Here is a 24,436-nt window from a genome sequence, read left to right as displayed (position 1 = left end):
CGGGCAGTTGCTGCTCGGAACCGCAGATAATAGTGGCAGCCCCTGTCGGCGTCAATGGCTGACGAGGGGTGTCGTTTTTGATACAATCAGCTGTTACCGTGTGAAACAGGATTTTTTCCCGTTTCCGAATCAAATCATGCTGAGGCAGGAGTTACATGAAAACCAAGTTTATCTTTATCACCGGCGGGGTGCTTTCGTCGCTGGGCAAAGGGCTGGCTGCCGCATCTGTGGGGGCACTGCTGCAGGCCCGGGGACTCAAGGTCACCATTCAGAAACTCGACCCCTACATCAACGTCGACCCCGGCACCATGAACCCGTTTCAGCACGGTGAAGTGTATGTGACCGACGACGGCGCGGAAACCGACCTTGATCTTGGCCATTACGAGCGCTACCTCGGCATTCCCATGAACCAGCGCAACAACTACACGTCCGGTTCCATCTACCACCGCGTGATCACAAAGGAACGCCGCGGCGACTATCTGGGGGGCACCGTTCAGGTTATTCCGCATATCACCGACGAAATCAAAAGCGTGATTATGAATCTGGCCAGCGACGACCTTGATGTGGCGCTGGTGGAAATAGGCGGAACCGTGGGTGACATCGAAGGACAGCCGTTCCTTGAAGCCATCCGGCAGCTTCGTTCCGATCTGGGCCGTGACCGCTGCATGTACATCCACCTGACGCTGGTACCGTATCTGGCCGCCGCCGGCGAACACAAAACCAAGCCTACCCAGCACAGCGTCAAAGAGCTTCGCAGCATAGGCATTCAGCCCGACATTATTCTGTGCCGTTGCGAAAAAGCCGTCACCGATGACCTCAAGCACAAGATTGCTCTGTTCTGCAACGTGGAAAAAGATGCTGTTTTTTCTGCTGTTGACGTGAAAAACATCTATGAAGTGCCGCTCAGCTTCTATGAGGAAGGCTTTGATCAGAAGATCGCCATCATGCTGCAGCTGCCGGCCAAAAATCCTGACCTGAGCAAATGGCAGGAGCTGGTGGACACATGCGCCAACCCGCAGGGCAAGGTGACCATCGGTATCGTGGGCAAGTATGTCGATCTTAAGGAAGCATACAAAAGCCTGCACGAAGCGCTTATTCACGGCGGTGTGGCCAACAAGCTGGCTGTGGAGCTCAAGTACGTCAATTCCGAGCTCATCACCGATGAAAATGTGGCGGAATCTCTGGCCGGTCTCGACGGCATTCTGGTTCCCGGCGGCTTCGGCAGCCGAGGCGTGGAAGGAAAAATCCGGGCCATCCGTTATGCCCGTGAGAACAAGGTGCCTTTCTTCGGCATATGTCTGGGTATGCAATGTGCGGTCATCGAATTTGCCCGCAATGTAGCCGGACTGCCCGCCGCCAACTCCGAAGAGTTTGACGAACAGACTCCCGACAAGGTGATCTACCTGATGACGGAATGGTTTGATTTCCGCAGCAAGCAGGTGGAGCGGCGTGATTCAGGCAGCGAAAAAGGCGGCACCATGCGTCTGGGATCGTACCCCTGCGCCGTGGTCAAGGGTACCAATGCCTTCACTGCCTATCAGGCTGAAAAAGTGGACGAACGCCACCGTCACCGTTTTGAATTCAACAACGCCTATCTTGACAAGCTCAAAGAGGCCGGGCTGGTATTCAGTGGTCTGTCACCCGATGGTGAACTTGTCGAAATGGTTGAAATCAAGGATCATCCCTGGTTCCTCGGCTGTCAGTTCCACCCTGAATTCAAGTCCTACCCCATGACACCGCATCCGCTTTTCCGCGAGTTTATAAAAGCCGCCGGAAAACAGGCTGTAAAAAGCAAGCGGTAACGCTTGAACTCCTGCCATAAACGGGGCGCACACCAGTGCGCCCCGTTTTTTTAGACTTTCAATCCGGCTTTGAATCGGATAGGTTTCCTGTGGTTTTCCGGTTCCGGCATGCTGCCGGACAGCCGCGCCCAAGCCGTGCGCCGCGGCCACCTCACCAAGATTTTACCATGGCGGAGATGCATGACGTTTTCTACGACAGAACTCTATAAAACCCTGTGCGACGGCCCGTTTATCATTGCAGGCCCCTGCGTGCTCGAAAGCTACGAGCTGGCGCTTGAAACTGCCCGCATTGTGCGTGAGGCTGCGGACAGACATGCTGTCACAGCAATTTTTAAAAGCTCTTTTGACAAGGCCAACCGTACATCGGCCTCCAGCTTCCGCGGCCCCGGAATGACTACGGGGCTGGAGTGGCTGGCCCGCATCCGCGAAGAAACGGGCCTGCCTGTCATTACCGATATTCATGAACCTGCTCAGGCCGCACCTGTGGCAGCTGTGGCTGACATTTTGCAAATACCGGCATTTCTGTGCAGGCAGACAGCCCTGCTGCAGGCGGCTGCCGCCACCGGCAGTGTGGTCAATGTAAAGAAAGGCCAGTTTGTGGCGCCTTGGGATATGGGGCCAGTGGTGGAAAAACTGCATGCGGCAGGAAACCGTCACGTGATGCTTACCGAAAGAGGGGCAAGTTTCGGCTATAACAATCTTGTGGTCGATTTCCGCTCTTTTTCCATCATGCGCAGCCTGAATGTTCCTGTAATTTTCGATGCCACCCATTCCGTACAGCTTCCGGGCGGGCAGGGTTCCTGCTCCGGAGGGGACAGAAGGCATGTTCCTGCACTGGCCCGCGCAGCTGTGGCAGCAGGTGCAAACGGGGTTTTTCTGGAATGTCATCCCGACCCCGACAAGGCGCTGTGCGACGGCCCCAACAGCTGGCCCGCGGGGCGCCTGAGCGATCTTGTAGGAGATCTGAAGAGCATCTGGAGTATTGACTATGCGTGTTAAAGAGCTGGCCGCCAACATCCGCCTGCTTGTTCTGGATGTGGACGGGGTGCTGACAGACGGCGGTCTGTACTATTTTGGTGACGGCAGGGTGGCCAAGCGCTTCAATGTGCAGGACGGGCTGGGAATCAAGATGGCTCAGTCCGCAGGGCTTGTCGTGGCCGTGATTACCGGTCTTGACTCTGAAGCCGTGGCCGAGCGTGTGCGCGGGCTGGGCATAGAGGACTACCATGCGGGCTTCACGCACAAGCTGGACGTCATGCAGGGATTGCTTGAAAAATATGCTCTCAAACCGGAGCAGGCCGCTTTTCTGGGCGATGACTGGGTGGATCTGGCCCCGCTCAATCTTGTGGGGCTGCCCATGGCAGTGGCCAACGCCCAGCCGGAGGTAAAGGCCGTGGCCAAATATGTCACCACCGCCACGGGAGGCCATGGCGCCGTGCGCGAAGCTGTACGTTTTATCCTTGATGCCCAGAACAAACTGGCTCCCATGCTCAGGGAGTGGTCTTCCTAGATGTCCCGCCGCAGAATGTACTGGGTCGCCGGTATGCTGATTCTGCTCACCGGCCTGCTGTTGTATGCGGCCATGGGGGCACGTCAGGTCAGTGAAGTGCGACGCTCTCTGACCGATGCCCAGCCTGCCGTGGAAGGTAATGTCGATCTGGCGCTGTCGGGTGTGCGCCTGAAGCAGGGCGAAAAAGGACGCGAACTGTGGACGCTGGAAGCTGAAAAAGCGTTTTATGACCAGCAGGGCGACACTGTACGCATCAAGCAGCCCGACATTGTCTATTTTCTTGAAAAACAAAACGACAACCTGAGTGTTAAAGCGCGCTGGGGCGAAATAAAGCAGAGCAGCCAGTCCATGCGTCTGTGGGACGATGTGGTTCTGGTGCAGACAGACAAAATGCTTAAAACATCTCTGCTGACCTACCTTGGCAGCTCCCGTGAACTGACCATGCCCGAAAAGGTATGGTTTGAAACCGGCGCCATGAACGGTACCATGCATGACGTGCTGTGGCTGCTGGACACTAACGTCATTAAAGCCCGCGGAAGCGTTGACATGGTTCTGTACCTTGAAGACGGCTTCAGCGGCTTAGCCCGAGGAGAAAAACGTCATGAACAGAATTAGCATAACAGGCCACATGATTATGGTGCTGCTTGCCTGTCTGGTTTTGCAGGCCGCCCCCGCCACCGCGGCAGAGGATATTCCCACCTCCATCACATCTAAGACCATGACTTATGACGCCAACGCCCAGCTGATCATTTTTGAACAGGATGTATACGTGCAGCGCGGTGAATTTGAACTGTGGGCGGACTCCATCTCCGTCTATCTGGACAAGAACGCCAGTGCCGCCGCGAAGCAAAACGACGCCGAAGGCCCTGCCATTGACGCCGGCCAGATCAACAGGCTGGTGGCCGAAGGTAACGTACGCATGAAGCAGCTGACGAAATCGGGAGAATGCCGCAAGGCCACCTACAAGGTTTCGGAAGGACTGCTTGTGATGGAAGGAGACCCCGTACTTCGCGACGAGGGCAACAGTATCGGCGGGCAGGAAATCAGGTTTTATGTGAACGAGAACAGAAGTGAAGTGTTGGGCGCGCCTGGTAAGCCCGTCAATGCGGTTTTTTCCGCCCCCAAAAGGATGAAGAAGTAAATGGCGGTCATTCAGGCTACAGGGTTGCGCAAGCAATACGGTTCGCGCGAAGTGGTCTGCGGCGTTTCCCTGAATGTGAAACAGGGGGAAATTGTCGGCCTGCTGGGCCCCAACGGCGCGGGCAAGACCACGACCTTTTATATGCTCATAGGCATTGTAAAGCCCAATGCCGGCGAGGTGCAGCTGGATGACCTGAGCATATCCGACTGGCCGCTGCATGAACGCGCCCGTATCGGTTTGAGCTATCTGCCTCAGGAAAGTTCTGTTTTTAAAAAACTCACTGTCACTCAGAATCTGCAGATGATTCTGGAACATGTGGGGTTGAGCAAAAAAGCTCAGCAGGCAAGAGCGCAGGAACTGCTTGAAGAGTTCGGCATCACCCACATCGCCGATTCATACGCCATGCACCTGTCCGGCGGTGAACGGCGGCGGCTGGAAATCGCCCGGGCCCTCATCCGCGCCCCGAAGTTCATCCTGCTTGATGAACCGTTTGCCGGCATTGATCCTCTGGCCGTGGATGATATTCAGGAAATCATCAAAAAACTGCGCGACAAAGGTATCGGGGTGTTGATCTCTGATCATAATGTACGTGAAACATTGAATATCTGCGACAGGGCTTATCTCGTTTACGAAGGAAGGGTCATTCTGGAAGGCACTCCGGAAGCCATTGTGGCCGATCCCAAGGCCCGCAGTGTCTATCTGGGAGAGGGCTTCTGCCTGTAAGTCCCCCGGCTCCGGTTGCATCACACAGATATATGTGGCAGAAAAGAGTCATGGAATGCATTTTGGAATGATTTTTGGATAACAGCACGGAATATACGTTTCCGCTGTCTCCGGCATCAGGGATTTGATATTCCCTGAGCAATAAAAACAAAATATATTCAGCTTTTATAATCTTAAGGATTCGGTTGAACAATGGCTTTAGAGTTACGACAGCAGCTTAAACTCGCTCAGCAGCTTGTGATGACGCCCCAGCTTCAGCAGGCGATCAAACTGTTGCAGCTTTCACGCGTCGAGCTCGTTGAAACCGTTCAGCAGGAACTGCTGGAAAACCCGTTTCTTGAAGAAACACAGGAAGAGCGCCCAGTCTCTCAGGCTGAAGAGAGAGCCCCGAGAGCAGAAGAAGCCGACCCTTTCCGTCAGGAATTGGTAAAGAATGCCGACTGGGAAAACTATCTTGGCGATTTTGCCAGTACCGGCAAACAGGCAGGCGGACGCGACGCGGAAGTGCCGGAAGAGATGACCGCCTTTGAGGCTCGTTTTTCATCCAGCCCCACGCTGGAAGGGCATCTCAGCTGGCAGCTGCGCTTGTCTTCCGCCACGGAAAAACAGCTGGACATAGCAGAGGTCATAATCGGCAACCTTTCGCCTGCGGGCTATCTGCAGGCGACGGTGGAAAACGTGGCGGAAATGGCCGGTGCCGGTACGGCAGAGGTGGAAGAAACGCTGCACCTGCTGCAGCGGCTTGATCCCGTGGGCATAGCGGCGCGTACTCCGCAGGAATGCCTTCTGGTTCAGGTCGAAGTGCTTGGATACGACCGCGACCCTGTGCTTGTCGAGCTGATCCGCGATCATCTGGAAGACCTGGAAAAACGACGGTACAAGCCTCTTCTCAGAAAATATCGTCTGGGAATGGACGACCTTAAAGAATATCTTGACCTTATCCAGACTCTTGACCCCATGCCGGGCTCCCGTTTCGGTAACGAACAGCCCGCGTATGTCAGCCCCGATGTCTACGTGTATAAAAGCGAGGATGATTTTATCATCCTGCTGAACGAAGACGGCCTGCCACATCTCCAGCTGAGTGAATTTTATAAAGAAGGCGTCAAGGGCTCCACTGATAAAGAAAAGGACTACGTGCAGGAAAAAATGCGCTCCGCCTCGTGGCTTATAAAAAGCCTTTATCAACGGCAGCGAACCCTGTACAAAGTAGTTGAGAGCATTATTAAATATCAGAGGGGTTTTTTCGAGGAAGGCGTATCCCGGCTTCGCCCGCTTATTCTCAAGGATATAGCGGACGATATAGGAATGCACGAATCAACCGTCAGCCGTATTACAACAAATAAGTATGTGGCTACCCCCCATGGTATTGTGGAGCTTAAGTATTTCTTTAACAGTGCACTGGCGTTAAATGACGGAACAGAGGTAGGTTCTGAAAGTGTGAAAGCGCTGATAAAGAACCTGATTTCTGAAGAAAATCCTAAAGAACCGCTCAGTGACGAAAAGATCGGAGAAATTCTTAAAGAAAAGTTGCAAGTCAATATTGCTCGAAGAACCGTGGCGAAGTATCGTACAGCTATGGGAATCCCTTCTTCTTCGAAACGAAAAGCTGTATTTTAGGCCAAAGGATTTCCGGCAGAAATGCCTGAACTGAATCTCTGGAGGTTTTTATGAACATCGCTTTCACTTTCAAGAACTTCGAGCCTTCCGATCACTTGAAAAAGTATGCCAACCGCCGTTTTGAAAAGCTCGGACGCTTTTTGAATAAGTCAGAAAACCTTGAGTTACAGGTTCTGTTGAGCGTTGATAAATTCCGGCACAAGGCGGAAGTACAATGCACGGGCGAGGGGTTGAATCTCTCTGCAGTGGAGCAGAGCGAGGATATGTATGCCACTATTGATCTTGTGCTGGATAAGCTGGAAGCACAGGTCAAGAAACACGCAGAAAAGACTAAGGATCGGCGCCGTTCCAGCAGTGATGACAGCGTGCGTATGGATGTGTTCAATTACAAAGACAATGACGGCGTGCGCGAGCGCACCATCATTGAAACTGATGAGATTGATCCCAAACCCATGCATATTGATGAAGCAGCCATGCAGCTTGAGGCGCTGGATTACGAGTTTCTCGTTTTCAAAAACGCGCAGAACAACCGCGTGAATGTCATCTACCGTCGCAAGGACGGAGACTTCGGGCTGATCGATCCGGGATTCTAAAAAATGAAACTGGGTGAATACCTGGATAAAGACCTCATAATTCATGAGCTTTCCGCCAGCACCAAAACTGAGGTGCTGGCGGAACTTGTGAAACCGGTCATCCAAAAATATCCGGAACTGGATCAGAATACCGTGGTCCGCATTCTGCAGGACCGTGAAAATCTGGGAACAACCGGCATCGGTGACGGCATAGCCATACCGCACGGCAAGGTGGAGGGGCTTGACCACATCGTGCTGGTGGTCGGTCGCAGTTCTGAAGGGCTTGATTTTGAAGCGCTTGATTACAAGCTGTGTAACGTATTCTTTCTTGTTCTTGCTCCAGAACAGGTGGCCGGCATGCATCTGCGCATTCTCGCACAGATTTCGCGTCTGCTGAAAGACAAAGAATTCAGAGCTGAATTTGCTCAGGCAGATTCGGAAGATACCTTGTGGGAGCTTTTGCAGAAGGCGTAACGGAAAGGGGCGGACGCCGGTGGTGCCGCTCTGTCTAAAAGGTAGGAAAAGGGGTTGCGCCGTGAAAAAGAGTGAAAGTCTGCCGGTTCTTATAGTCACAGGACTTTCCGGCGCGGGCAAAAGCACGGTGCTCAATGTATTCGAGGACTTGCGCTTTTTTACCATAGACGGGCTGCCGGTGGGGGTAGTGGCCGACCTGTTGGAACATCTTGCACGTGATGCCATGGGGCGCTACCGCGGCGTGGTGCTGGGCATGGACCTGCGCCAGTTCGATTTTCTGGATGAATTCGAAGGCGCGCTTATGCGGCTGGAAAAGATGGGGGTTTCTCCCCGCATCATCTATCTGGAAGCCGACAGTGATACTCTGGTACGGCGTTTTGCCACCACACGCAGACCTCATCCTCTGGAAGGCGGCGACCTGGGGCTGGAGGCCGCCGTTGAACATGAACGGAATCTGCTGGCTCCGGTGCGTGAACGTGCAGACCTTATTCTCGATACCTCAGAATTCTCCATTCACGACCTGCGGCGCATTGTGCAAAAAAAATGGAGTTCGCTTGGAGGCAGCTTGAGAAGTCTGCGCGTCAACCTGATTACCTTCGGGTTCAAATACGGTGTCCCTTCCGACGCCGACATGGTTTTCGACCTGCGCTTTCTGCCCAATCCGTACTTCGACGCAAAATTAAAGGCGCTTTCAGGTAAAGACCCTGAAATACAGCAGTTTGTTCTGGGTTGCGAGCAAGGCAAGACTTTCTTTAAACGTTTTTTAGACTTTCTTCTCTTCCTGCTTCCTCAGTATGAGGCGGAAGGCCGCTACCGGATAACGCTGGCCATCGGCTGTACCGGCGGCAGACACCGGTCTGTTTCCACAGCCGAAGCGTTGCGGGACGCTTTGAAAAAGTCCGATTATGCAGTATCCTTGGAACACCGGCATATCGATCTGGGCTGATTTTTTTTCCACCATAACCAAATGTGCAAAGCAGAAAATATGTCTTCTGAACCAACCGTGGAAGAGCCCGTAGTGGGCATTGTACTTGTCACGCACGCGGACTACGGTGCTGCGTTGCTGCGCGCTGCCGAATTTATTCTCGGCCCGCTGACCGACTGCACGTCGGTGAGTGTTGACGGCACACTGCAGGTGGGAGAAACAATCGACCGGCTGAAAGAAGCAGTCCGCAAGCTGGATAAAGGCAAAGGGGTTATCGTGCTCACCGATATGTTCGGCGGCACGCCCACAAACCTCAGCCTTTCTTTGCTCAGCAGTGCGGACATAGAGGTTGTCACCGGAATCAACCTGCCTATGCTGCTTAAAGTTTTTTCCAGCCGTACCATGGAGTTGCAGAATCTGGCACTGGAAGCCAAAGAGTCCGGCGGCAACGGCATCGTTGTGGCCGGCGAGGTTCTGCGCCGTAAAGCGCGAGGCAAATAGAGTATATGTGGGTGCGGGTTGATAATCGTCTGGTTCATGGTCAGATAATAGAAACGTGGCTGCCCTATACCGGAGCAAGGCATCTGCTGGTTGTCAACGACGAACTGGCGGCGGATGATCTGCAGCAGCAGATTGTCTCTCTGGCAGTACCCGGGCGTGTGTCCATCACGTTTGTGAGAATTGATGAGTTGCAGGACATCATTATGCGGCGCGGAATAGCACTGCCGGACACGCTGGTACTTTTTGCCAACTGTGGCGACGCGCGTCGCAGTTCTGAAAATGGTTTTGAATTTGACACACTGAATATAGGCAACCTGCATTACAGTCCGGGCAAGCGCCAGTTGTGTCCGCACGTGGCTGTTTCCGATGACGACGAAGCATGTCTGCGCTTTTTCAAGCGCAAAGCCGTCGCGCTGGATTTCCGGTGTGTTCCAAACGCGCCTGTTCAGGTTAAGGGGTGGTCATGATTTTTTCTTTTCACTCCCTCATGTGGGGTCTCCCCATCGCTTTTTTTTTGCCCTCTTTTCGCTCCCGCGCTTCAGCATAAATATCGGATTTCTTGAGCGTCCGCTGTGTGTCGGCTTTCTGTGGGCCGTAATCACCGGCGAATGGGAACTCAGCCTCAGCCTTGCTATCTTCTTCGAACTCCTCTGGCTCGACCTTTTTCCTGCCGGCACATATATTCCCCCCAATGCAGTCGGCTGCCTGCTGCTGACCATCGCGGCAACAGACTACTTCGGATTGCGTACGCCCGAAGAGGTGGCCGTTCCGGCGCTGCTTTCGCTGCCTGCTGCGTTCATAAGCGCCAGGCTGGAATATATGCACCGGACGATGCAGGACAAAGCCTATAACAGAGCATTGGGGTGGGGCAGAGGAGGTGCCAGACGTGTGGCTTCGGGCATTGAGGAAGTGCCTCCGTTCGGTATGCTGGTCTGGAATGCATCTTTGCAGCTTCTGTTATTGCAGGCAGGCTTTTTTCTTGCGGCGCTGCTTGTGCTTATCGGCACTATCTCCGGCCTGAGTTCGCTTCTGGGCCATCTTCCCTACATACAGGGAGCAGAATGGCCGGCATTATGGTTTGTAAGCGCAGTGGGAGGCGTGCTGGCTGTCCGGATACCGCGCGCGTATGCACTCTTTGTTGCAACAATCTGTTTATTCATGTTTTATGCCCTCGGGTTATAGCCCGGGGGCTTTTTTTTGCGCTTTTTTTTCTGTTTGCACGCCTTGCCCCACTTGGCAGTTGCGCCAGATTGTGCTATTTGGCACAAACTCACTTGGCGCTAAGCGAACCTTCGCTTTCCTAACAAGATTTATGGAGGATTTCACCATGGCTGTACTCGTAATGGGCCACATGAACCCGGATACCGACTCCATCGTTTCCGCACTTGCCGTCGCCGACCTTATGTCCAAGCGCGGCGTGGAAGCCACCGCTGTAGCTCAGGGCGAATGCACCCCTGAGAGCACTTTTGTTCTGGAAAAATTCGGCCTTGCCGCTCCTGAAGTCGTAACTTCCGTTGCCGGTAAAGACCTGATTCTGGTGGACACCACCGACGGCGCCCAGCTGCCCGCCGACATCGCCGATGCAGAAATCAAAGGCGTGGTCGACCACCACAAGCTTGGCAACGTGACTACCTCCAACCCGCTGGAAATGTGGGTATGGCCTGTGGGTTGTTCCTGCACCGTGATCAAGGCCATGTACGATTTTTACGGCATCGAAGTGCCCAAGGGTATTGCAGGCGGCATGCTGTGTGCAATCCTCAGCGACACCGTCATGTTCAAGTCGGTCACCTGCACCGATCAGGACAAGAAAGCTGTGGAAGAACTTGCCAAGATCGCCGGTGTGAACGATGTCATGGCTCTGGGCATGGAAATGTTCAAGGTGAAGTCCGCTGTTGAAGGCGCCACCATGAGCGAACTGGTTTTCCGTGACTACAAAGATTTCGACATGAACGGCAGCAAAGTTGGCATCGGCCAGCTGGAAGTTGTCGACCTGAGCATCCTTGATCCGGTCAAGGACGGCCTGTACGAAGAAATTCAGAAAGTGAAGGCCGACGGCCGTCACTCTGTATTCCTGCTGCTCACGGACATCATGAAGGAAGGCAGCGAAATGCTGATCGTTTCCGATGATACCGTTGTGGTTGAAAAAGCTTTCGGCGTTAAGCCCGAAGGCCGCTCCGTATGGCTGGACGGCGTTATGAGCCGTAAGAAGCAGGTTGTGCCCAACTTTGAAAAGGCCTTCAAATAAGCTTCCGAGCCTGACTGTAAAAGCCCGCCTTACGGCGGGCTTTTTAATTATCAAGTACACCTGTACCTGAGGCTCTTATCGGAAACAAAAGCGCGGAGGCATTTGCTGCACGTTTTTATGCGTGCGAATGGCAAAAACCGCGAAGCCCGTGCCGCGCACAGGCAGACATCACCGGCAAAAGCGCCTGCGCTGCACCCGCTGTTCAGAACAGCAAACCGGCGGCATAAAACCGGCAGACGGCCTGTCACTGTCTTTTTTCTTTAAAAAACTCTGCAAGAAGCCGCGAGCATTCAGCTTCGCACACACCGCTCATATACCACGGCCTGTGGTTGTGAAAAGGCAGCTCCAACCCGTCCAGGCAGGAATCCACCGCTCCGGCACGCTTGTCCGATGCCCCGTAAACCACTCCTGCAAGTCGGGCGTGAATGATGGCACCTGTGCACATGTGGCAAGGCTCAAGCGTCACGACCAGTACGGCATCGTCCAGCCGGTAGTTGCCCGTATGGATGCACGCCTGACGTATGGCAAGGATTTCCGCGTGCGCCGTGGGGTCACAGGTGGCAATGGGCCTGTTGCGTCCGGAGCCGAGCACTGCTCCGTCCGGTGCGACCACCACGGCACCCACGGGCACTTCCCCGTGCAGCTGCGCCAGCACAGCCTGTTCCAGAGCCAGCTCCATCAGTGCCTCCCAGCTTTTCCAGCCGGAAGGCACAGGAGGAATGATCTGCATCTTCTGCTTCATGCCGTTGTCAGATAATGACATGTCGCTTGATGTAGGCGAGCACCTCTTCCGGCGTATCCTTGACCGTAATAAGATCAAGCTCTTCTTCTCTTATAAATCCTTCAGACACCATTTTGTCCCGAATCCAGTCCAGCAGGCCGTTCCAGTAACTGCTGTTGTACAGAATGATCGGAAAGGCCTTGATCCGCTTGGTCTGGGTAAGCACAAAAGCCTCTGTCAGTTCGTCAAGCGTACCTATGCCTCCGGGCATGACCACATAGGCCATGGCGTACTTGATGAACATGAGCTTGCGTACAAAAAAGTATTTGAAATCGCAGCGTGTCTTTATGTACTGATTTGAATTTTGTTCAAACGGCAGATGAATGTGCAGCCCCACAGACTTGCCGCCCGCTTCGGTGGCGCCTTTGTTGCCCGCTTCCATCAGACCGGGCCCGCCGCCGGTGATAACGCCGTATCCTTCTTCAACAAGCAGACGTGCCAGTTTTTCCGTTTCCTGATAGAGCGGGCTGGAGGGATCAACCCGCGCAGAACCGAAAATAGAGACGCAGTTATCAAGGTCGTTCAGGGTCTCAAACCCGTCCACCAGTTCGGCCATTATCTTGAACAACCGCCATGATTCCTTGGTAGAAAGAGTGTCTATAACATATTGTTTGGACTGACTCATTATTATCTCCTTATGTTGTGCCGACTATAGTCTGTTATTGCAGCCCGCGCAATCGGCTGAAATTACTTGCGCTCGTTCCGCTCTGTGTTCAATATGTCAGTACGCCATTTTAACCCAGAGGTTCTCGTATGAAAGTTCAATTTCTCGGCGCAGCCCGTACTGTCACTGGTTCATGTTATGTGGTCGAATCCGGTGGTGTCCGCTTTGCAGTTGATTGCGGCATGCATCAGGGAAACCACGAAATAGAAAAAAGAAACTACGAGACAGATGTATACTCTCCTGAAACGATAGATTTTTTTCTGATAACTCACGCTCATATAGACCACACCGGCCTGTTGCCGCGCATGGTGCGCGACGGTTTTACGGGGCCGGTATATTGTACCGAACCTACCAGAGACCTTCTTGAGATCATGCTGCAGGACAGCGCCAATATACAGGAAATGGAAGCGGAATGGCAGACCCGCAAGCAAAAACGTAAAGGGCGCAAACCGGTAGACCCGCTGTACACCTTTGCAGATGCAGCGCGGGTTTCACGATTTTTCGAGAATGTAGAGTATAACCGGCCTTTTTCTCCTGTGGAAGGGGTTACGGTGACATATAAAGACGCAGGCCATATTCTGGGTTCCGCGTTTCTTGAAATTGAAGTTTGTGAACACGGGCGCTGCTCGCGGTTGATTTTTTCCGGCGACCTTGGCAAACCCAACTCGCTCATAGTGCGCGACCCTGAAGCTGCTGCCGCAGCGGATTATCTGTTTGTGGAGTCAACATATGGTGACAGAAACCATAAAGATGAGAGCAACAGCAGGCAGGAGCTGGCAGAAGCCATAGCATACAGCTACCGGCAGGGTGAAAAGGTCATCATACCCGCCTTTGCGGTTGAGAGAACACAGGAAGTCCTGTACACCCTGTTCCTGCTGCAGAAAGAGGGGCGTATGCCGGTGGATATGCCCATTTTCCTTGATAGCCCTCTTGCCATCCGTGCCACTGAGATATTCCGCAAGCATCCGCGCTTCTTTGATGAAGAAATGCAGAAGTTGCTGCTTTCCGGAGAAGACCCGTTTGCCATGCCCAGCCTGCGGCTGACAACAAAAACACAGGAATCTCAGGCCATCAACAATTACACGGGACCGGCCGTTATCATTTCAGCCAGCGGCATGTGCAACGCCGGTCGCATCAAGCACCACCTCAGGCACAACATCTGGCGTCCCGGTGCCAGCATTGTCTTTGTGGGGTATCAGGCAGTGGGAACCCCCGGCCGCAGAATAGTGGACGGTGCCCGCAGTATCCGTCTCTTCGGCGAAGAGATTGCCATACAGGCAAAAGTCTTTACCATAGGCGGTTTTTCGGGGCATGCGGGGCAAAGCCAGATACTGGACTGGGTGGGAAAATTTGCCACCAAAGAGATGAAAGTGTTTCTTGTGCATGGTGAAGAGAAAGCCCAGCAAGCACTTAAGGCCATACTGGAAGAGAAATATGAGTTGTCTGTTCACAGTCCGGGATATCTGGAAGAAATAGAGCTGGAACCGGGGGAGGCTGTTGTCACCACCGGCGACCCGCAGCGCTATCAGCCGCAGCTTAACTGGGATTTTCTGCTTTCGGAAACAGAGGCACGCATGATGCAGCTGCGCGCCCGCAAAGGCGACATCGAACATGCCGACTGGGCGCAGCAGGTTGAAATACGTGACCGTCTGCTTGAATTAAACAACGAAATGCTTGGTATTCTTTCCGAGCTGTAACCAGACAAATACTATGAAAATAATAAGCGGAGAGTACGGCGGACGTACTCTGAAAACAACAGTCGGCCCCGGCTACCGGCCAGCCATGGCAAAAGTACGCAAGGCCCTTTTCTCCATGCTGGAGGCACGGGGAGTGCACTGGTCAGAATGCCGGGTGCTGGATCTTTTTGCCGGAAGCGGCAGCTGCGGATTTGAAGCCTTAAGTCGCGGGGCGGCTGAAGGGTGGTTTGTGGAAAGCAATCCTGCGGCGGTCAAGGTTATCCGCAGCAATGCGGAGCTGCTGAAAGTGGAAGCCGCCCGCTGGCAGGTATTTCATGAAGATGTGAGCAAGTTCCTGAGGGTTGCCCCTGCGCGCGCCTTTGATGTTGTCTTCATCGACCCGCCTTATGGCAAAAACTTTGTTTCTCCGGCGGCCACCGCTCTGCTGCGCAACCGCTGGCTTGCTCCTGAAGCCATGATCGTGGCGGAAGCTGAGGCCGCAGTATCAGAACTGCCGGAAGTCGACAGCCGTCTTGAACTTCTGGTCAACAGAACTTACGGACAGACAAGGATTCTCATATGGGGTCAACTGACGGAAAAATAGCCATATATCCCGGAACGTTTGATCCGCTGACTAATGGACATGCCAGCCTGATACAACGTGGCTGCCAGATTTTCGATCATATTGTGGTCGCAGTGGCCAATGATACACCCAAAACTCCGCTTTTCACCATTGATGAGCGTGTCCAGATGGCTCAGGAAGCGCTGGAAGGCGTGGGCAGCATTACAGTGGAGCCTTTTTCCGGCCTGCTGGTTGACTATGCGGAAAGAAGAGGTGCGGGGGTCATATTGCGCGGTCTCAGGGCTGTCTCCGACTTTGAATATGAGTTTCAGCTGGCTTTAATGAACCGCAAAATGAAACGGCATATCCAGACAGTCTTTCTGATGACCGACTATAAGTGGCTTTACATCAGTTCCACCATTATCAAGGCTGCGGCCAGTCTGGGCGGAGATATCAAAGGACTTGTTCCGGACAATGTCTACCGCAGACTGCGTGAAAAATACGGCTACCCTTATCCGCTTAACGGGTAGTGCGCATGTCAGAGGCTTCCGTGATTCCTGTAGTATGTATTGTCGGCCCTACCGGCGCGGGTAAGACTGCCGCGTCACTGCATCTTGCCGCCGTGTTCGACGGCGCGGTAATTAACTGCGACTCACGGCAGGTGTACAAAGATTTTCCTGTCATCACTGCCCAGCCTACGCTTGAGGAGCAGGCATCCTGTCCGCACCATCTGTACGGATTCATGGGCATACAGGAAAAGATGAGTGCCGGTGTTTTTCTTGATATGGCCCGCCGGATCATCAAAGAAGAGCACGCACACGGCAGGCTTCCTCTGCTTGTGGGAGGAACAGGCCTGTATCTGCGTGCGCTGCTCGACGGCATAGCCGCCATACCCGACATTCCCGAAACGGTATCGCAGAAATGGCAGGAGAGATGTGCAGCCCGCGGGGCGCCGGCACTGCACTGGCTGCTTGAAACGCAGGATCCGCAGACAGCAGAGCGGCTTCACCCCAATGACAGCCAGAGGATAGTGCGTGCGCTGGAAGTACAGGAGGCCACAGGCAGACCACTTTCATGGTGGCATGCCCAGCCTGTTCCTCCGTCGCCGTATCGTGCTGTAAAAATAGGGGTCAGCGCAACGCTGGACGGACTGACACCGCGTCTTGCAAAGCGCATCGAAATGATGCTTGCAGCCGGGGCACTTGATGAAGCCCGGAACGCCATGGGTATATGTGACAATCCCCGCGCTCCCGGTTGGTCGGGAATCGGTTGTGCCGAATTGTATTCTTATATCAAGGGAGCGGTCAGCCTTGATGAATGCAAGCGCCTGTGGCTGCACAACACACGGCAATATGCCAAGCGCCAGCTTACCTGGTTCCGCAGAGAACCGAATCTGCACTGGCTGGACGGTACGGATATGGCGGCCATGGAACGGCTGGTACACTCTGTGGCAGGCAGCACCGGCTGATGGGCATCTGTCTGCGTTTTCTGCTGTCCGGAGTTATTCTGCTTTTTGCCTGCTCCCTTTTGCCGCTCAAAGCTTCGGCAGCAACCGCTCAGGGAAGTTTTGATCCTGCTCCACTGCGCGCACAGGCCGTCAATCTGTATCAGCAGGGCAAAATTCTTGAAAGTCTTGAGCTATGGCACGCCATCTACCGTCTGGATGACTCAGCGGCCGTCAGGTCGGAAGCGCTTGTCATGCTGGGCGATATCAACGCCATGTTTCTGGACCGCAAAGACAGAGCCATCGATCTTTACGAAAAAGGCATCGCCCTTGGCGGTCTGCCTCATGTCATTGCAAGGGCTTGGTACAATCTGGCCATGCTCCGGTACGACAGGGGAGAGCACACCGCTGCCCGTCTGGCCTTTGAAGGCTATCTGAAGCGTTTTCCCAACGGTCCCAAGGCCGGAGGAAGCCGCCACATGCTCACCCGCCTGCAAAAGCATTCCTTTGCCGGTAAAGCCGATGTTCCTCCTGCGGAAATCACCCCCCGCCCCATACCGCGCAGAGAGCCCAATATCAGGGTTGCCCTGAAGCATGCCTCTGAAATCATAGTCACTCCTCCTTCCGGCACGGTGGCCGGTTATGAAGGCAGAAGAGCCAGAGTCATGGCCGGAAAGCTGCGCATAACAGTACAGGGAGACGATATATGCCTCAACGGCCGTCCCATGGGGGCTTCCGTCAGCCTGCTGGCACGCGGCGGCACCTTTGCCATGGGCGATGCCCGTTATGCCGGCAGCATGAGCTTTCATGTGCGCGAAGGAAAGGTGCTGGCAGTGAACACATTGCCGCTGGAGCGGTATCTGGAAGGCGTTGTTCCGTGCGAAATGCCTGACTCTTTCAGGCCGCAGGCACTCCGTGCTCAGGCTGTGGCAGCGCGAACGCATGCCCTGTACATGCTCTTGCGCAGCAGCGAACGCCCATATGACGTATGGTCAACAACTGCATCACAGGTGTACGGAGGCGTCATTTCCGGCGGGCGGCAGGCTGCGGAAGCTGTCAAAGCCACAAGAGGACGCATCCTTGTATATAACGGGGCAATCGCGCTGGCCTTTTATCATTCTCACAGCGGCGGTGTGCTGGAAGATGATTCTGCCGTCTGGGATGTTGACATGCCGTACTATAGAGTGCAGGCAGACCCTGTAAGCAACAGCATAAAAGATATGCAGTGGAGCTGCAGCATCCCTCTGAGTGAATTGGCAATGCTGCTGCGCAGCAGAGGGTACCCCGTAAGGCAGGTCAGCGGTGTGGCTGTATCGCAGCGTTCTGCTTCCGGCAGGGTGCTCAGGGTGCGTATGGCCACAGACGGTGGCAATATTGAGATGAATTCCAATCCGTTCAGATTGCTGGTGGGTGCCACAAAGATGAAAAGCACACTATGCAGTATCGGCATAAGCGGTAAGACAATTCTTTTCAGGGGAAGAGGGTACGGACACGGAGTGGGGATGAGCCAGTGGGGTGCGGAAGGCATGGCCCGGAAAGGGGCCGCTTATGAAGCAATTCTCAGGCAATACTATCCGCATACCACCGTGAGAGCTTTGTACTGATGACGCAGCTTCGGCACGACAGGTGAAAATAATGAAAAAAATGGCATTGCCGCTGCTTTGCGCAACGCTGCTTTGCGCATGCACCCCCGGCGAGGCGGTACGCATGGCCCGCGTGGCCGCATCAGGAGACATGGCCGGAGCCGCGGCACTGGCCCGTGACAAGGGTATCCGCTATGCCATGAATCCGGCACAGCTGGAGGCTGACCTCAAACAGCTTGCCCGCCGCCTGCAGGAATTCAGAGACGCCGTGGCAGGCAAATGGGGCAAGGATGAAACCAGAGAGGCCGGTCCCAAAGAATATGTCAAATACACACAGAATTATCTGTCGCGTGCCAGCGTTGATTTTGACAAAGGCGTTGTGACTGTGGAGACTGTTGACGACAAATCACCAGAAAAGAGCCTGCACAGTGCCATTGTAACCACGCTGCTGACCCCCGCCGATCCGCGCGCTGTGGATATGTATTCCGCCGGTGAGGTTCGTCTGGGCGAGGAACCTTTTCTATACAATGAGGTGGTAGACTACCACGGCAAGCCCATACGTTGGGCATGGCGTGCCGAGCGCTACGCCAGCGATCTCATCCGGCGGGCAAGGACCATGCGGCAGGTCACAGTGGACGGAAAACGGGTTACTGTACACAGTGTCTCGTTTGCCATGGTCAAAGACCATCTGCATATCCGGGCGCGCAAGTTTCGTGAGCCTGTCCGGCGGTTTGCCCGTGAGTACGGAATAAGCCCCAATCTGGTATACGCCGTCATGAAAACGGAAAGTGACTTCAACCCCTTTGCGGTCAGCCATGCTCCCGCTTACGGACTTATGCAGGTTGTGCCTTCCACCGCGGGAAGCGACGTGTATACAATGCTTAACGGCAGAAAAGGTTCCCCGACGCCGGAGCAGCTTTTTGATCCCGAGATCAATATCCGCTACGGCACAGCGTATCTTTTCATTCTCAATAACAGGTACCTTTCCGACATCCGCCATCCGGTATCCCGCGAATACTGCATGATTGCCGCTTACAACGGCGGCGCAGGAGCCGTGTTGCGCAGCTTCCATCAGAACAGGCGGACTGCCGCAGAAATCATCAACTCACTTTCGCCCGACGAAGTGTATGACAGGCTGCAAAAGCGGCTTCCGTCCATGGAAACCCGCAGATATCTGTGGAAAGTGGGGCAAGCGCGCAAAGAGTTTGTTGCACTCTGACAGACAAAGCCATTGCCGCACCGGAACGGAAAATGTAGTGTCGCCAATGTCTGTTTTTGTATACCGGCCTGTGCGCGATTGCCGCAGGCATCATAATTATCAACGTTAACTGGAGTTTTTGATGAAAAAACGTGCTGTTTTATTTTTGACGGTTATGAGCATGCTGGTTCTGGCCGGCTGTAACCAGCCTGCTAAAAATACCCCCGTTGTGGGTGTTGTGGACATGACCCGTGTCTACGAAGAATCCACAGCCGCAAAGGCCGGACAGGAATATCTTGAAAATCTGGCGGCCGACGCCAGAAAAGAATTTGAAGGCATGCAGGCAGAAATGCAGAATGCTCAGGGAAATGAAGAAGCCACGCAGAAAATGCATGCCTCCATCACCGACCTGCGCAACAGAGTCAATGCCGCCCAGCAGCGCGTCATGGTTGCGCTGGATGAAAATCTTAAAAGCGTGATGCAGAAGTACAGAGCCGAAAAAGGCTACGCCGTACTCATGCATAAGGAAGGAGTCATTTCCTACGACGATAGCGTAGACGTGACTTCGGACATCATCAGTGAAATGAATAAGCTCAGTGTCACTTTTGAGGAAACCAACTCCACCGGCGACGCACCGGCACCGGATACCAAATAACACGCTGTAAACACGAAGATCTGAAAAGACCGCCGGAATACCGGCGGTCTTTTTTTACGCGGATGATCAGAATATTCTGCAATGAATTGCCGGCGGCATCTGCTTTTTTTCGGGATGGGCAGGGCAGGGCCGCTGATTTTTGTGAAAAGTGAATCAAGGACATAAAAAAAACCCCGGAAACCGGGGTTTTGTAAGCTGGCGCGCCCGAAAGGATTCGAACCTCCGACCGCATGGTTCGTAGCCATGTGCTCTATCCAACTGAGCTACGGGCGCAGCACAGCTAAAAATTATGTTCTGAAGTGGCGCGCCCGAAAGGATTCGAACCTCCGACCGCATGGTTCGTAGCCATGTGCTCTATCCAACTGAGCTACGGACGCGCAATACGTTTCAGGCACTGTTCATTGTGCTGAACAGAAATTCCCGCAACGTGGAAGTGCCTTATATGTGTGACGCCCGAAGACGTCAAGCGGTTTTTTGGGATAGTTCGATTTTTTCTGTAAAGGCAGTCCGGACATCCGTCAGCAGCGTCATTTCAGACACATCAAGCCGGACGACAGCACATGACGGCGTTTCCAGCAATTGACGCAAGGGAGCATGGCTTGCGGCAAGCAGGCCGGCAGCTTTGCGCCGTTCTGCGCAGGGCAGGTCAATAACAGCCTGTGCAGCCAGAGTAAGTGCATACGGGCCGTTTCCGGCTGTGTCTCTGTTATCCACAAGAATACTGACCACCGGGTTGGCCCGCATGTTTTCATACTTGCGACTGTTCTTGCCTGTGGCAACATATAGCGATACACCCTCACCGGTAACAACATACGACATCAGTGAGCAATGGGGCACCACAGCCCCTGCCGTGGCAGCGGCTGTGGCCAGTACGCACAGCCCGTGACTTCCCAGCATCGACAGCATTGTATTCAGCATAATGCCTCAACTTTTTCGGACAGACGGATGATACAGCTTTCACAAAAAACAGCCTACGCGCGATCACTGCTCGAAACAATCATCAGCAACGGCACTCCGCCGTCATCTGTCGTGGTGGCATGGACAGGCGGAAAAGATTCAACCGTGGTTCTTGACCTGTGGCGCAATGTGCTGCGCGATGCGGGCATAAGTGCTCCGCCGCGGGTGCTCAGCCTTGACACAGGCTGCAAATTTCCCGAGGTGACAACCTTTCGGGACAAACTGGCAGCCAGCTGGCAGCTGGATATGCACATAGTCACCCCGCCAGCTGACAACACCGGCTATCCTGTGGCCGCAAACGTGGTGGACTGCTGCCGCCGCCTGAAAGTCCTCCCCTTGCAGCATGCCGTTAAAAGCCTGAACGTAAGCATTCTGCTGACAGGCATACGCCGAGACGAACACCCCGCAAGAGCTTCATCGGGGCATGCGGAAAAGGTTATTTCACCACCTCATCAGCGCCTGCATCCCATTTTTGATTTCAACGAGATGGATGTGTGGGCATATACTTTCGAGCGTCAGCTGCCTTACTGCCCCTTGTATGATGAGGGCTACCGCTCACTTGGCTGCAAACCCTGCACAAGCCCGCCCACGAATACATCCGGGCATGAGCGGCAGGGCAGAAACGCTGTTAAAGAGCAGAATATGCAGACGTTACGCAGTCTCGGCTACTTTTAACGCAATCATGCAGTCCGCACCACATAAAACAGCCGGGCCGTGATGTTTCACGGCCCGGCTGTTTTTCCTGTCACACTCTGTCACAGAAGACATTTTCCATAAAGCTTTCAAGCGCTTCATCCATTTCGTCAATGTGTTCCTGCACCTGTGTGACCTTGTTGCAGGCAGTACACCGCAGATAGACATCATGGCAGGTGCGCTCAGCACGCAACGTGCCGCCGCATTCACGGCAGACAATGGTTGTCTGTGCCTGCCGCGCACGGCTGTAGGATGTTCCCCACATGACCCGGCCCCCTTGATTGAGTTAGCTGTATAGCAACGCTCTCATAGCGTAAGGAACCATCGCTGGCAACTATGAAATCAAGGATAGTCCTTGCAGATTTCCTTCTGTCATGTATGATGGAAGATAGTGCAACATGCCGATTACTTTTATGAACATCAAAGCCGGTATAACATCGGGAGAAAACATGCTTAGTCAGACAATGGAAAAAGCCTTTAATGATCAGGTCAAGTGGGAGCTGTATTCAAGCTATCTGTACCTGTCCATGTCGTCATACTGCAACAACCTCGGACTGGCGGGTTTTGCAAACTGGATGCGGATGCAGGCTCAGGAAGAGTTATTCCATGCCATGAAGTTTTATGATTACATCATGGAACGGGGCGGAAGAGCCATCATGCAGCCCATTGACGCACCGCCCAGCGAGTGGGGCGGGCCTCTCGACGTATTTGAAAAGGTGCTGGAGCATGAAAAGCATGTCACCGGCCTTATCCATACGCTTGCCGATCTTGCTCTGGACGAACGCGACCATGCCGGTTCGATTTTCCTGCAGTGGTTTATTTCGGAGCAAGTGGAAGAAGAAGCCACAGTGGCAGATCTGGTACATAAGCTGCGGCTTATAGGCGGTGAAGGTCAGGGCCTGCTGATGCTTGATAAAGAGCTTTCGGCCCGAGTCTTCACCCCGCCTGCGCAGGCTTAGCGGCGTTGCCCGGGCGTCTGGAAAAACGCCCCTGTCCACCAACACAAGGAGCTTCACGTGGAAACGAAAGACAAGCATATCGTCATAGGCGGCGAGGCCGGTCAGGGCCTTGTCACCATAGGACAGATGCTGACCAAGGCTCTGGCCCGCAGCGGCTATGAAGTGCTTGTAGCCCAGCATTACATGTCCCGCGTGCGCGGGGGACACAATACATATCGAATCAGAACCGGCAACGGTGAGATTGTTTCACCTGTGGACGGCATTGACATTCTTGTGGCGCTTGATCAGGAAACCGTTTCCCGCCACAAAGCCAACATGACAGAGTCCGGCATTGTCATTCTGGATGAAACGCTTGACCCTGAAGGACTCAAGGCTGTCAGGGTCCCCTTCAAAGAGCTTGCTCCCCGACCCATTTATCAGAACATTGCCGGACTGGCAGTGGTGGCAGAGCTGCTGGGCATCGGGCAGGAAGTGCTGCAGAAGCTGATCCGCAACACGTTCCGGCGTAAAGGTGATGAGGTGGTGACGCAAAACCTCACTGTACTGGACGAAGCATGCCGCTGGACAGAAGCGCATAAATCAAGCTGCACACCTCTGCCGCCTGCCGAAGGCGATTCCGGAAGGATGGTAATTCACGGCAACGAAGCCATTGCGCTCGGGGCATTGGCCGCTGGTGTCAAATGCTGCTTCTTTTATCCCATGACACCGGCCACCTCTGTAGCGCAGAACCTCATTACATATGCTGAACGCATGCAGCTGATCGTAGAGCAGGCCGAGGACGAAGTAGCTGCACTGAACATGGGGCTGGGGTCAGTCTACGCCGGAGCGAAAACCCTTGTGCCCACATCGGGCGGCGGTTTTGCTCTTATGACCGAAGCCGTCAGTCTGGCCGGCGTGATGGAATCGCCCATCGTCATCGTGCTGGCACAGCGCCCCGGTCCTGCCACTGGGCTTCCCACCAGAACAGAACAGGCCGACCTCAATCTGGCACTCTATGCAGGGCATGGCGAATTTCCTCGCGCGATTTACGCTCCTGCAACGGTGGAAGACTGCTTTGAACTGACCTACCGTTCTTTCGATGTGACAGAACGTTTCCAAACTCCTGTATTTGTTCTTACGGATCAATATCTTGCGGATTCTTACAGAGCCGTGCACAAGTTTGACCTTGCGGCGCTTGCTCCTGTGGCCGAACCCGATACCGGCAACGAAGGAGACCGCAGCTACAAACGGTATGCGTTCACCGAAGACGGAGTTTCGCCCCGCAAACTGCCCGGGTTCAGCGAAGCGCTTGTGCTTGCCGACTGTCACGAGCATACCGAGGACGGTCACATAACAGAGTCCATGGATGTCCGCGTGGCCATGAATGACAAAAGAATGCGCAAGGAGCAGGGAATGCGGGCTGAAACGCTCGCTCCGCGTTATTTCGGCGATGAGGGAGCCTCCCGCATACTCGTATGCTGGGGCAGTACCGAAGGCCCCGCCCGCGAAGCTGCTGCGCGGATGCGCCGTAAGGGAGCCAGGGTCGGCGTGCTCAGCTTTACACAGGTATGGCCCCTTGCCCCGGAGAGCTTTATGCCGCTTCTTGAAAATGCTGAAGAAGTTATCGGAATAGAAGGGAACGCCACGGCACAGTTCATGAAACTGATCCGGCAGGAAACCGGTTTTAAAGTGCACCGCACTGTGCTGCGCTATGACGGCAGACCGTTCACCCCCCGGTATATCCTGCAGAACCTCGGAGAAGAGGAGGGCTGATT

At 54.1% G+C, this 24,436-nt stretch carries 28 protein-coding genes and 2 tRNA genes; 24 read left to right on the top strand and 6 right to left on the bottom strand.

Translation table 11 applies throughout. From position 1 onward, the window contains the following. The first annotated feature begins 155 nt into the window (after window positions 1-155). From H586_RS0110415 to H586_RS0110350, 14 genes are all read left to right on the top strand, one after another. On the top strand, window positions 156-1,802 hold the full coding sequence (locus H586_RS0110415) for a CTP synthase (RefSeq protein WP_011367692.1): 1,647 nt from the start codon (window positions 156-158) through the stop codon (window positions 1,800-1,802). A 180-nt stretch (window positions 1,803-1,982) separates the two neighbouring features. Further along, window positions 1,983-2,801, top strand: a complete 819-nt coding sequence (gene kdsA / locus H586_RS0110410; protein WP_011367693.1) for a 3-deoxy-8-phosphooctulonate synthase — start codon at window positions 1,983-1,985, stop codon at window positions 2,799-2,801. Further along, window positions 2,791-3,312 carry a KdsC family phosphatase gene (locus tag H586_RS0110405; protein ID WP_011367694.1) on the top strand — a complete coding sequence of 174 codons (522 nt, stop codon included), beginning with the start codon at window positions 2,791-2,793 and terminating at the stop codon, window positions 3,310-3,312. Before kdsA ends, H586_RS0110405 begins: the two co-directional genes overlap by 11 nt. Further along, window positions 3,313-3,927, top strand: coding sequence for an LPS export ABC transporter periplasmic protein LptC (gene lptC / locus H586_RS20120; protein WP_011367695.1), 615 nt, complete (start codon window positions 3,313-3,315; stop codon window positions 3,925-3,927). After that, entirely contained in the window at window positions 3,914-4,453 is a 540-nt protein-coding gene (locus tag H586_RS0110395; RefSeq protein ID WP_011367696.1) for an LptA/OstA family protein, read from the top strand. Before lptC ends, H586_RS0110395 begins: the two co-directional genes overlap by 14 nt. Beyond that, window positions 4,454-5,176, top strand: coding sequence for an LPS export ABC transporter ATP-binding protein (gene lptB, locus H586_RS0110390; protein WP_011367697.1), 723 nt, complete (start codon window positions 4,454-4,456; stop codon window positions 5,174-5,176). A 192-nt stretch (window positions 5,177-5,368) separates the two neighbouring features. Further along, a complete protein-coding gene (rpoN, locus tag H586_RS0110385; RefSeq protein WP_027181989.1) occupies window positions 5,369-6,793 on the top strand; it encodes an RNA polymerase factor sigma-54 in 1,425 nt (474 codons plus the stop codon). A gap of 50 nt (window positions 6,794-6,843) precedes the next feature. After that, on the top strand, window positions 6,844-7,386 hold the full coding sequence (hpf, locus tag H586_RS0110380) for a ribosome hibernation-promoting factor, HPF/YfiA family (protein ID WP_027181988.1): 543 nt from the start codon (window positions 6,844-6,846) through the stop codon (window positions 7,384-7,386). A gap of 3 nt (window positions 7,387-7,389) precedes the next feature. After that, window positions 7,390-7,839: a PTS sugar transporter subunit IIA gene (locus H586_RS0110375; protein WP_011367700.1), complete on the top strand. Its 450-nt coding sequence runs from the start codon at window positions 7,390-7,392 to the stop codon at window positions 7,837-7,839. 61 nt (window positions 7,840-7,900) lie between these two features. Beyond that, a complete protein-coding gene (gene rapZ, locus H586_RS0110370) occupies window positions 7,901-8,785 on the top strand; it encodes an RNase adapter RapZ (RefSeq protein WP_011367701.1) in 885 nt (294 codons plus the stop codon). A 39-nt stretch (window positions 8,786-8,824) separates the two neighbouring features. Next, window positions 8,825-9,265 carry a PTS sugar transporter subunit IIA gene (locus H586_RS0110365; RefSeq protein ID WP_011367702.1) on the top strand — a complete coding sequence of 147 codons (441 nt, stop codon included), beginning with the start codon at window positions 8,825-8,827 and terminating at the stop codon, window positions 9,263-9,265. A gap of 5 nt (window positions 9,266-9,270) precedes the next feature. Next, entirely contained in the window at window positions 9,271-9,732 is a 462-nt protein-coding gene (locus H586_RS0110360; RefSeq protein WP_011367703.1) for a PTS sugar transporter subunit IIB, read from the top strand. Beyond that, window positions 9,692-10,447 carry a hypothetical protein gene (locus H586_RS18925; protein ID WP_234702954.1) on the top strand — a complete coding sequence of 252 codons (756 nt, stop codon included), beginning with the start codon at window positions 9,692-9,694 and terminating at the stop codon, window positions 10,445-10,447. The genes H586_RS0110360 and H586_RS18925 overlap by 41 nt, the downstream gene beginning before the upstream one ends. Window positions 10,448-10,592: 145 nt before the next feature. Continuing rightward, a complete protein-coding gene (locus H586_RS0110350) occupies window positions 10,593-11,510 on the top strand; it encodes a manganese-dependent inorganic pyrophosphatase (protein ID WP_027181987.1) in 918 nt (305 codons plus the stop codon). Between the two features lie 244 nt (window positions 11,511-11,754). On the opposite strand, the gene tadA is transcribed toward H586_RS0110350, so the two are convergent. Further along, window positions 11,755-12,252, bottom strand: a complete 498-nt coding sequence (tadA, locus tag H586_RS0110340; protein WP_011367706.1) for a tRNA adenosine(34) deaminase TadA — start codon at window positions 12,250-12,252, stop codon at window positions 11,755-11,757. A gap of 7 nt (window positions 12,253-12,259) precedes the next feature. Next, the gene (locus H586_RS0110335) at window positions 12,260-12,916 is read right to left on the bottom strand and encodes an LOG family protein (RefSeq protein WP_011367707.1); all 657 of its coding nucleotides are present in this window, start codon (window positions 12,914-12,916) and stop codon (window positions 12,260-12,262) included. A gap of 128 nt (window positions 12,917-13,044) precedes the next feature. On the opposite strand from H586_RS0110335, the gene H586_RS0110330 reads away from it, so the two are divergent. From H586_RS0110330 to H586_RS18915, 7 genes are all read left to right on the top strand, one after another. After that, complete coding sequence (locus H586_RS0110330; protein WP_011367708.1) at window positions 13,045-14,652, top strand: MBL fold metallo-hydrolase RNA specificity domain-containing protein; 1,608 nt, start codon at window positions 13,045-13,047, stop codon at window positions 14,650-14,652. Between the two features lie 13 nt (window positions 14,653-14,665). After that, complete coding sequence (rsmD, locus tag H586_RS0110325) at window positions 14,666-15,235, top strand: 16S rRNA (guanine(966)-N(2))-methyltransferase RsmD (protein ID WP_011367709.1); 570 nt, start codon at window positions 14,666-14,668, stop codon at window positions 15,233-15,235. Further along, window positions 15,211-15,723 (top strand): pantetheine-phosphate adenylyltransferase, encoded by a 513-nt coding sequence (gene coaD / locus H586_RS0110320; protein ID WP_011367710.1) that lies wholly within the window; start codon window positions 15,211-15,213, stop codon window positions 15,721-15,723. The genes rsmD and coaD overlap by 25 nt, the downstream gene beginning before the upstream one ends. Before the next feature lie 5 nt (window positions 15,724-15,728). Continuing rightward, window positions 15,729-16,661 (top strand): tRNA (adenosine(37)-N6)-dimethylallyltransferase MiaA, encoded by a 933-nt coding sequence (gene miaA, locus H586_RS0110315; RefSeq protein ID WP_027181985.1) that lies wholly within the window; start codon window positions 15,729-15,731, stop codon window positions 16,659-16,661. Beyond that, window positions 16,661-18,241: a SpoIID/LytB domain-containing protein gene (locus H586_RS20115; protein WP_051363977.1), complete on the top strand. Its 1,581-nt coding sequence runs from the start codon at window positions 16,661-16,663 to the stop codon at window positions 18,239-18,241. The genes miaA and H586_RS20115 overlap by 1 nt, the downstream gene beginning before the upstream one ends. A gap of 31 nt (window positions 18,242-18,272) precedes the next feature. Beyond that, window positions 18,273-19,439 carry a murein transglycosylase domain-containing protein gene (locus H586_RS0110305; RefSeq protein ID WP_027181984.1) on the top strand — a complete coding sequence of 389 codons (1,167 nt, stop codon included), beginning with the start codon at window positions 18,273-18,275 and terminating at the stop codon, window positions 19,437-19,439. Between the two features lie 121 nt (window positions 19,440-19,560). After that, window positions 19,561-20,073 (top strand): OmpH family outer membrane protein, encoded by a 513-nt coding sequence (locus H586_RS18915; RefSeq protein ID WP_051363976.1) that lies wholly within the window; start codon window positions 19,561-19,563, stop codon window positions 20,071-20,073. 196 nt (window positions 20,074-20,269) lie between these two features. Here H586_RS18915 and H586_RS0110295 read toward each other — a convergent pair. The 3 genes from H586_RS0110295 to H586_RS18910 all read right to left on the bottom strand — a co-directional run bounded on the left by H586_RS0110295 (window position 20,270) and on the right by H586_RS18910 (window position 20,991). Next, window positions 20,270-20,346 (bottom strand) — tRNA-Arg (locus H586_RS0110295). Between the two features lie 27 nt (window positions 20,347-20,373). Further along, window positions 20,374-20,450, bottom strand: a tRNA-Arg gene (locus H586_RS0110290). 85 nt (window positions 20,451-20,535) lie between these two features. Continuing rightward, window positions 20,536-20,991: a pyridoxamine 5'-phosphate oxidase family protein gene (locus H586_RS18910; RefSeq protein WP_011367715.1), complete on the bottom strand. Its 456-nt coding sequence runs from the start codon at window positions 20,989-20,991 to the stop codon at window positions 20,536-20,538. 27 nt (window positions 20,992-21,018) lie between these two features. On the opposite strand from H586_RS18910, the gene H586_RS0110280 reads away from it, so the two are divergent. Beyond that, window positions 21,019-21,705, top strand: coding sequence for a phosphoadenosine phosphosulfate reductase family protein (locus tag H586_RS0110280; protein WP_027181983.1), 687 nt, complete (start codon window positions 21,019-21,021; stop codon window positions 21,703-21,705). 70 nt (window positions 21,706-21,775) lie between these two features. Here the strand turns inward: H586_RS0110280 and H586_RS0110275 are convergent, their stop codons facing one another. Further along, on the bottom strand, window positions 21,776-21,988 hold the full coding sequence (locus H586_RS0110275; protein WP_011367717.1) for a dual CXXC motif small (seleno)protein: 213 nt from the start codon (window positions 21,986-21,988) through the stop codon (window positions 21,776-21,778). A 184-nt stretch (window positions 21,989-22,172) separates the two neighbouring features. Between H586_RS0110275 and H586_RS0110270 the strand changes: the two genes are divergently transcribed. Both H586_RS0110270 and H586_RS0110265 read left to right on the top strand, forming a co-directional pair. Then, entirely contained in the window at window positions 22,173-22,682 is a 510-nt protein-coding gene (locus tag H586_RS0110270) for a ferritin (protein WP_011367718.1), read from the top strand. Window positions 22,683-22,739: 57 nt separating this feature from the next. Further along, window positions 22,740-24,434, top strand: coding sequence for a 2-oxoacid:acceptor oxidoreductase subunit alpha (locus H586_RS0110265; RefSeq protein WP_027181982.1), 1,695 nt, complete (start codon window positions 22,740-22,742; stop codon window positions 24,432-24,434). The last annotated feature ends 2 nt before the right edge of the window (window positions 24,435-24,436 follow it).

Source organism: Oleidesulfovibrio alaskensis DSM 16109 (genome assembly GCF_000482745.1).
Lineage (GTDB): Bacteria > Desulfobacterota > Desulfovibrionia > Desulfovibrionales > Desulfovibrionaceae > Oleidesulfovibrio > Oleidesulfovibrio alaskensis.
This window is presented reverse-complemented; position numbering and strand designations above follow the sequence as displayed.

Coding starts and splice junctions, on each gene's coding strand:
- H586_RS0110280 (WP_027181983.1), top strand. CDS start 21,019: ATGATACAGCTTTCACAAAAAACAGCCTACGCGCGATCACTGCTCGAA.
- rpoN (WP_027181989.1), top strand. CDS start 5,369: ATGGCTTTAGAGTTACGACAGCAGCTTAAACTCGCTCAGCAGCTTGTG.
- H586_RS0110365 (WP_011367702.1), top strand. CDS start 8,825: ATGTCTTCTGAACCAACCGTGGAAGAGCCCGTAGTGGGCATTGTACTT.
- coaD (WP_011367710.1), top strand. CDS start 15,211: ATGGGGTCAACTGACGGAAAAATAGCCATATATCCCGGAACGTTTGAT.
- H586_RS0110275 (WP_011367717.1), bottom strand. CDS start 21,988: ATGTGGGGAACATCCTACAGCCGTGCGCGGCAGGCACAGACAACCATT.
- rsmD (WP_011367709.1), top strand. CDS start 14,666: ATGAAAATAATAAGCGGAGAGTACGGCGGACGTACTCTGAAAACAACA.
- H586_RS0110405 (WP_011367694.1), top strand. CDS start 2,791: ATGCGTGTTAAAGAGCTGGCCGCCAACATCCGCCTGCTTGTTCTGGAT.
- H586_RS20115 (WP_051363977.1), top strand. CDS start 16,661: ATGGGCATCTGTCTGCGTTTTCTGCTGTCCGGAGTTATTCTGCTTTTT.
- H586_RS0110330 (WP_011367708.1), top strand. CDS start 13,045: ATGAAAGTTCAATTTCTCGGCGCAGCCCGTACTGTCACTGGTTCATGT.
- H586_RS0110360 (WP_011367703.1), top strand. CDS start 9,271: ATGTGGGTGCGGGTTGATAATCGTCTGGTTCATGGTCAGATAATAGAA.
- H586_RS0110350 (WP_027181987.1), top strand. CDS start 10,593: ATGGCTGTACTCGTAATGGGCCACATGAACCCGGATACCGACTCCATC.
- H586_RS0110305 (WP_027181984.1), top strand. CDS start 18,273: ATGAAAAAAATGGCATTGCCGCTGCTTTGCGCAACGCTGCTTTGCGCA.
- H586_RS0110395 (WP_011367696.1), top strand. CDS start 3,914: ATGAACAGAATTAGCATAACAGGCCACATGATTATGGTGCTGCTTGCC.
- H586_RS0110335 (WP_011367707.1), bottom strand. CDS start 12,916: ATGAGTCAGTCCAAACAATATGTTATAGACACTCTTTCTACCAAGGAA.
- lptB (WP_011367697.1), top strand. CDS start 4,454: ATGGCGGTCATTCAGGCTACAGGGTTGCGCAAGCAATACGGTTCGCGC.
- tadA (WP_011367706.1), bottom strand. CDS start 12,252: ATGAAGCAGAAGATGCAGATCATTCCTCCTGTGCCTTCCGGCTGGAAA.
- H586_RS18915 (WP_051363976.1), top strand. CDS start 19,561: ATGAAAAAACGTGCTGTTTTATTTTTGACGGTTATGAGCATGCTGGTT.
- H586_RS0110415 (WP_011367692.1), top strand. CDS start 156: ATGAAAACCAAGTTTATCTTTATCACCGGCGGGGTGCTTTCGTCGCTG.
- kdsA (WP_011367693.1), top strand. CDS start 1,983: ATGACGTTTTCTACGACAGAACTCTATAAAACCCTGTGCGACGGCCCG.
- H586_RS0110270 (WP_011367718.1), top strand. CDS start 22,173: ATGCTTAGTCAGACAATGGAAAAAGCCTTTAATGATCAGGTCAAGTGG.
- H586_RS0110375 (WP_011367700.1), top strand. CDS start 7,390: ATGAAACTGGGTGAATACCTGGATAAAGACCTCATAATTCATGAGCTT.
- H586_RS18910 (WP_011367715.1), bottom strand. CDS start 20,991: ATGCTGAATACAATGCTGTCGATGCTGGGAAGTCACGGGCTGTGCGTA.
- lptC (WP_011367695.1), top strand. CDS start 3,313: ATGTCCCGCCGCAGAATGTACTGGGTCGCCGGTATGCTGATTCTGCTC.
- hpf (WP_027181988.1), top strand. CDS start 6,844: ATGAACATCGCTTTCACTTTCAAGAACTTCGAGCCTTCCGATCACTTG.
- miaA (WP_027181985.1), top strand. CDS start 15,729: ATGTCAGAGGCTTCCGTGATTCCTGTAGTATGTATTGTCGGCCCTACC.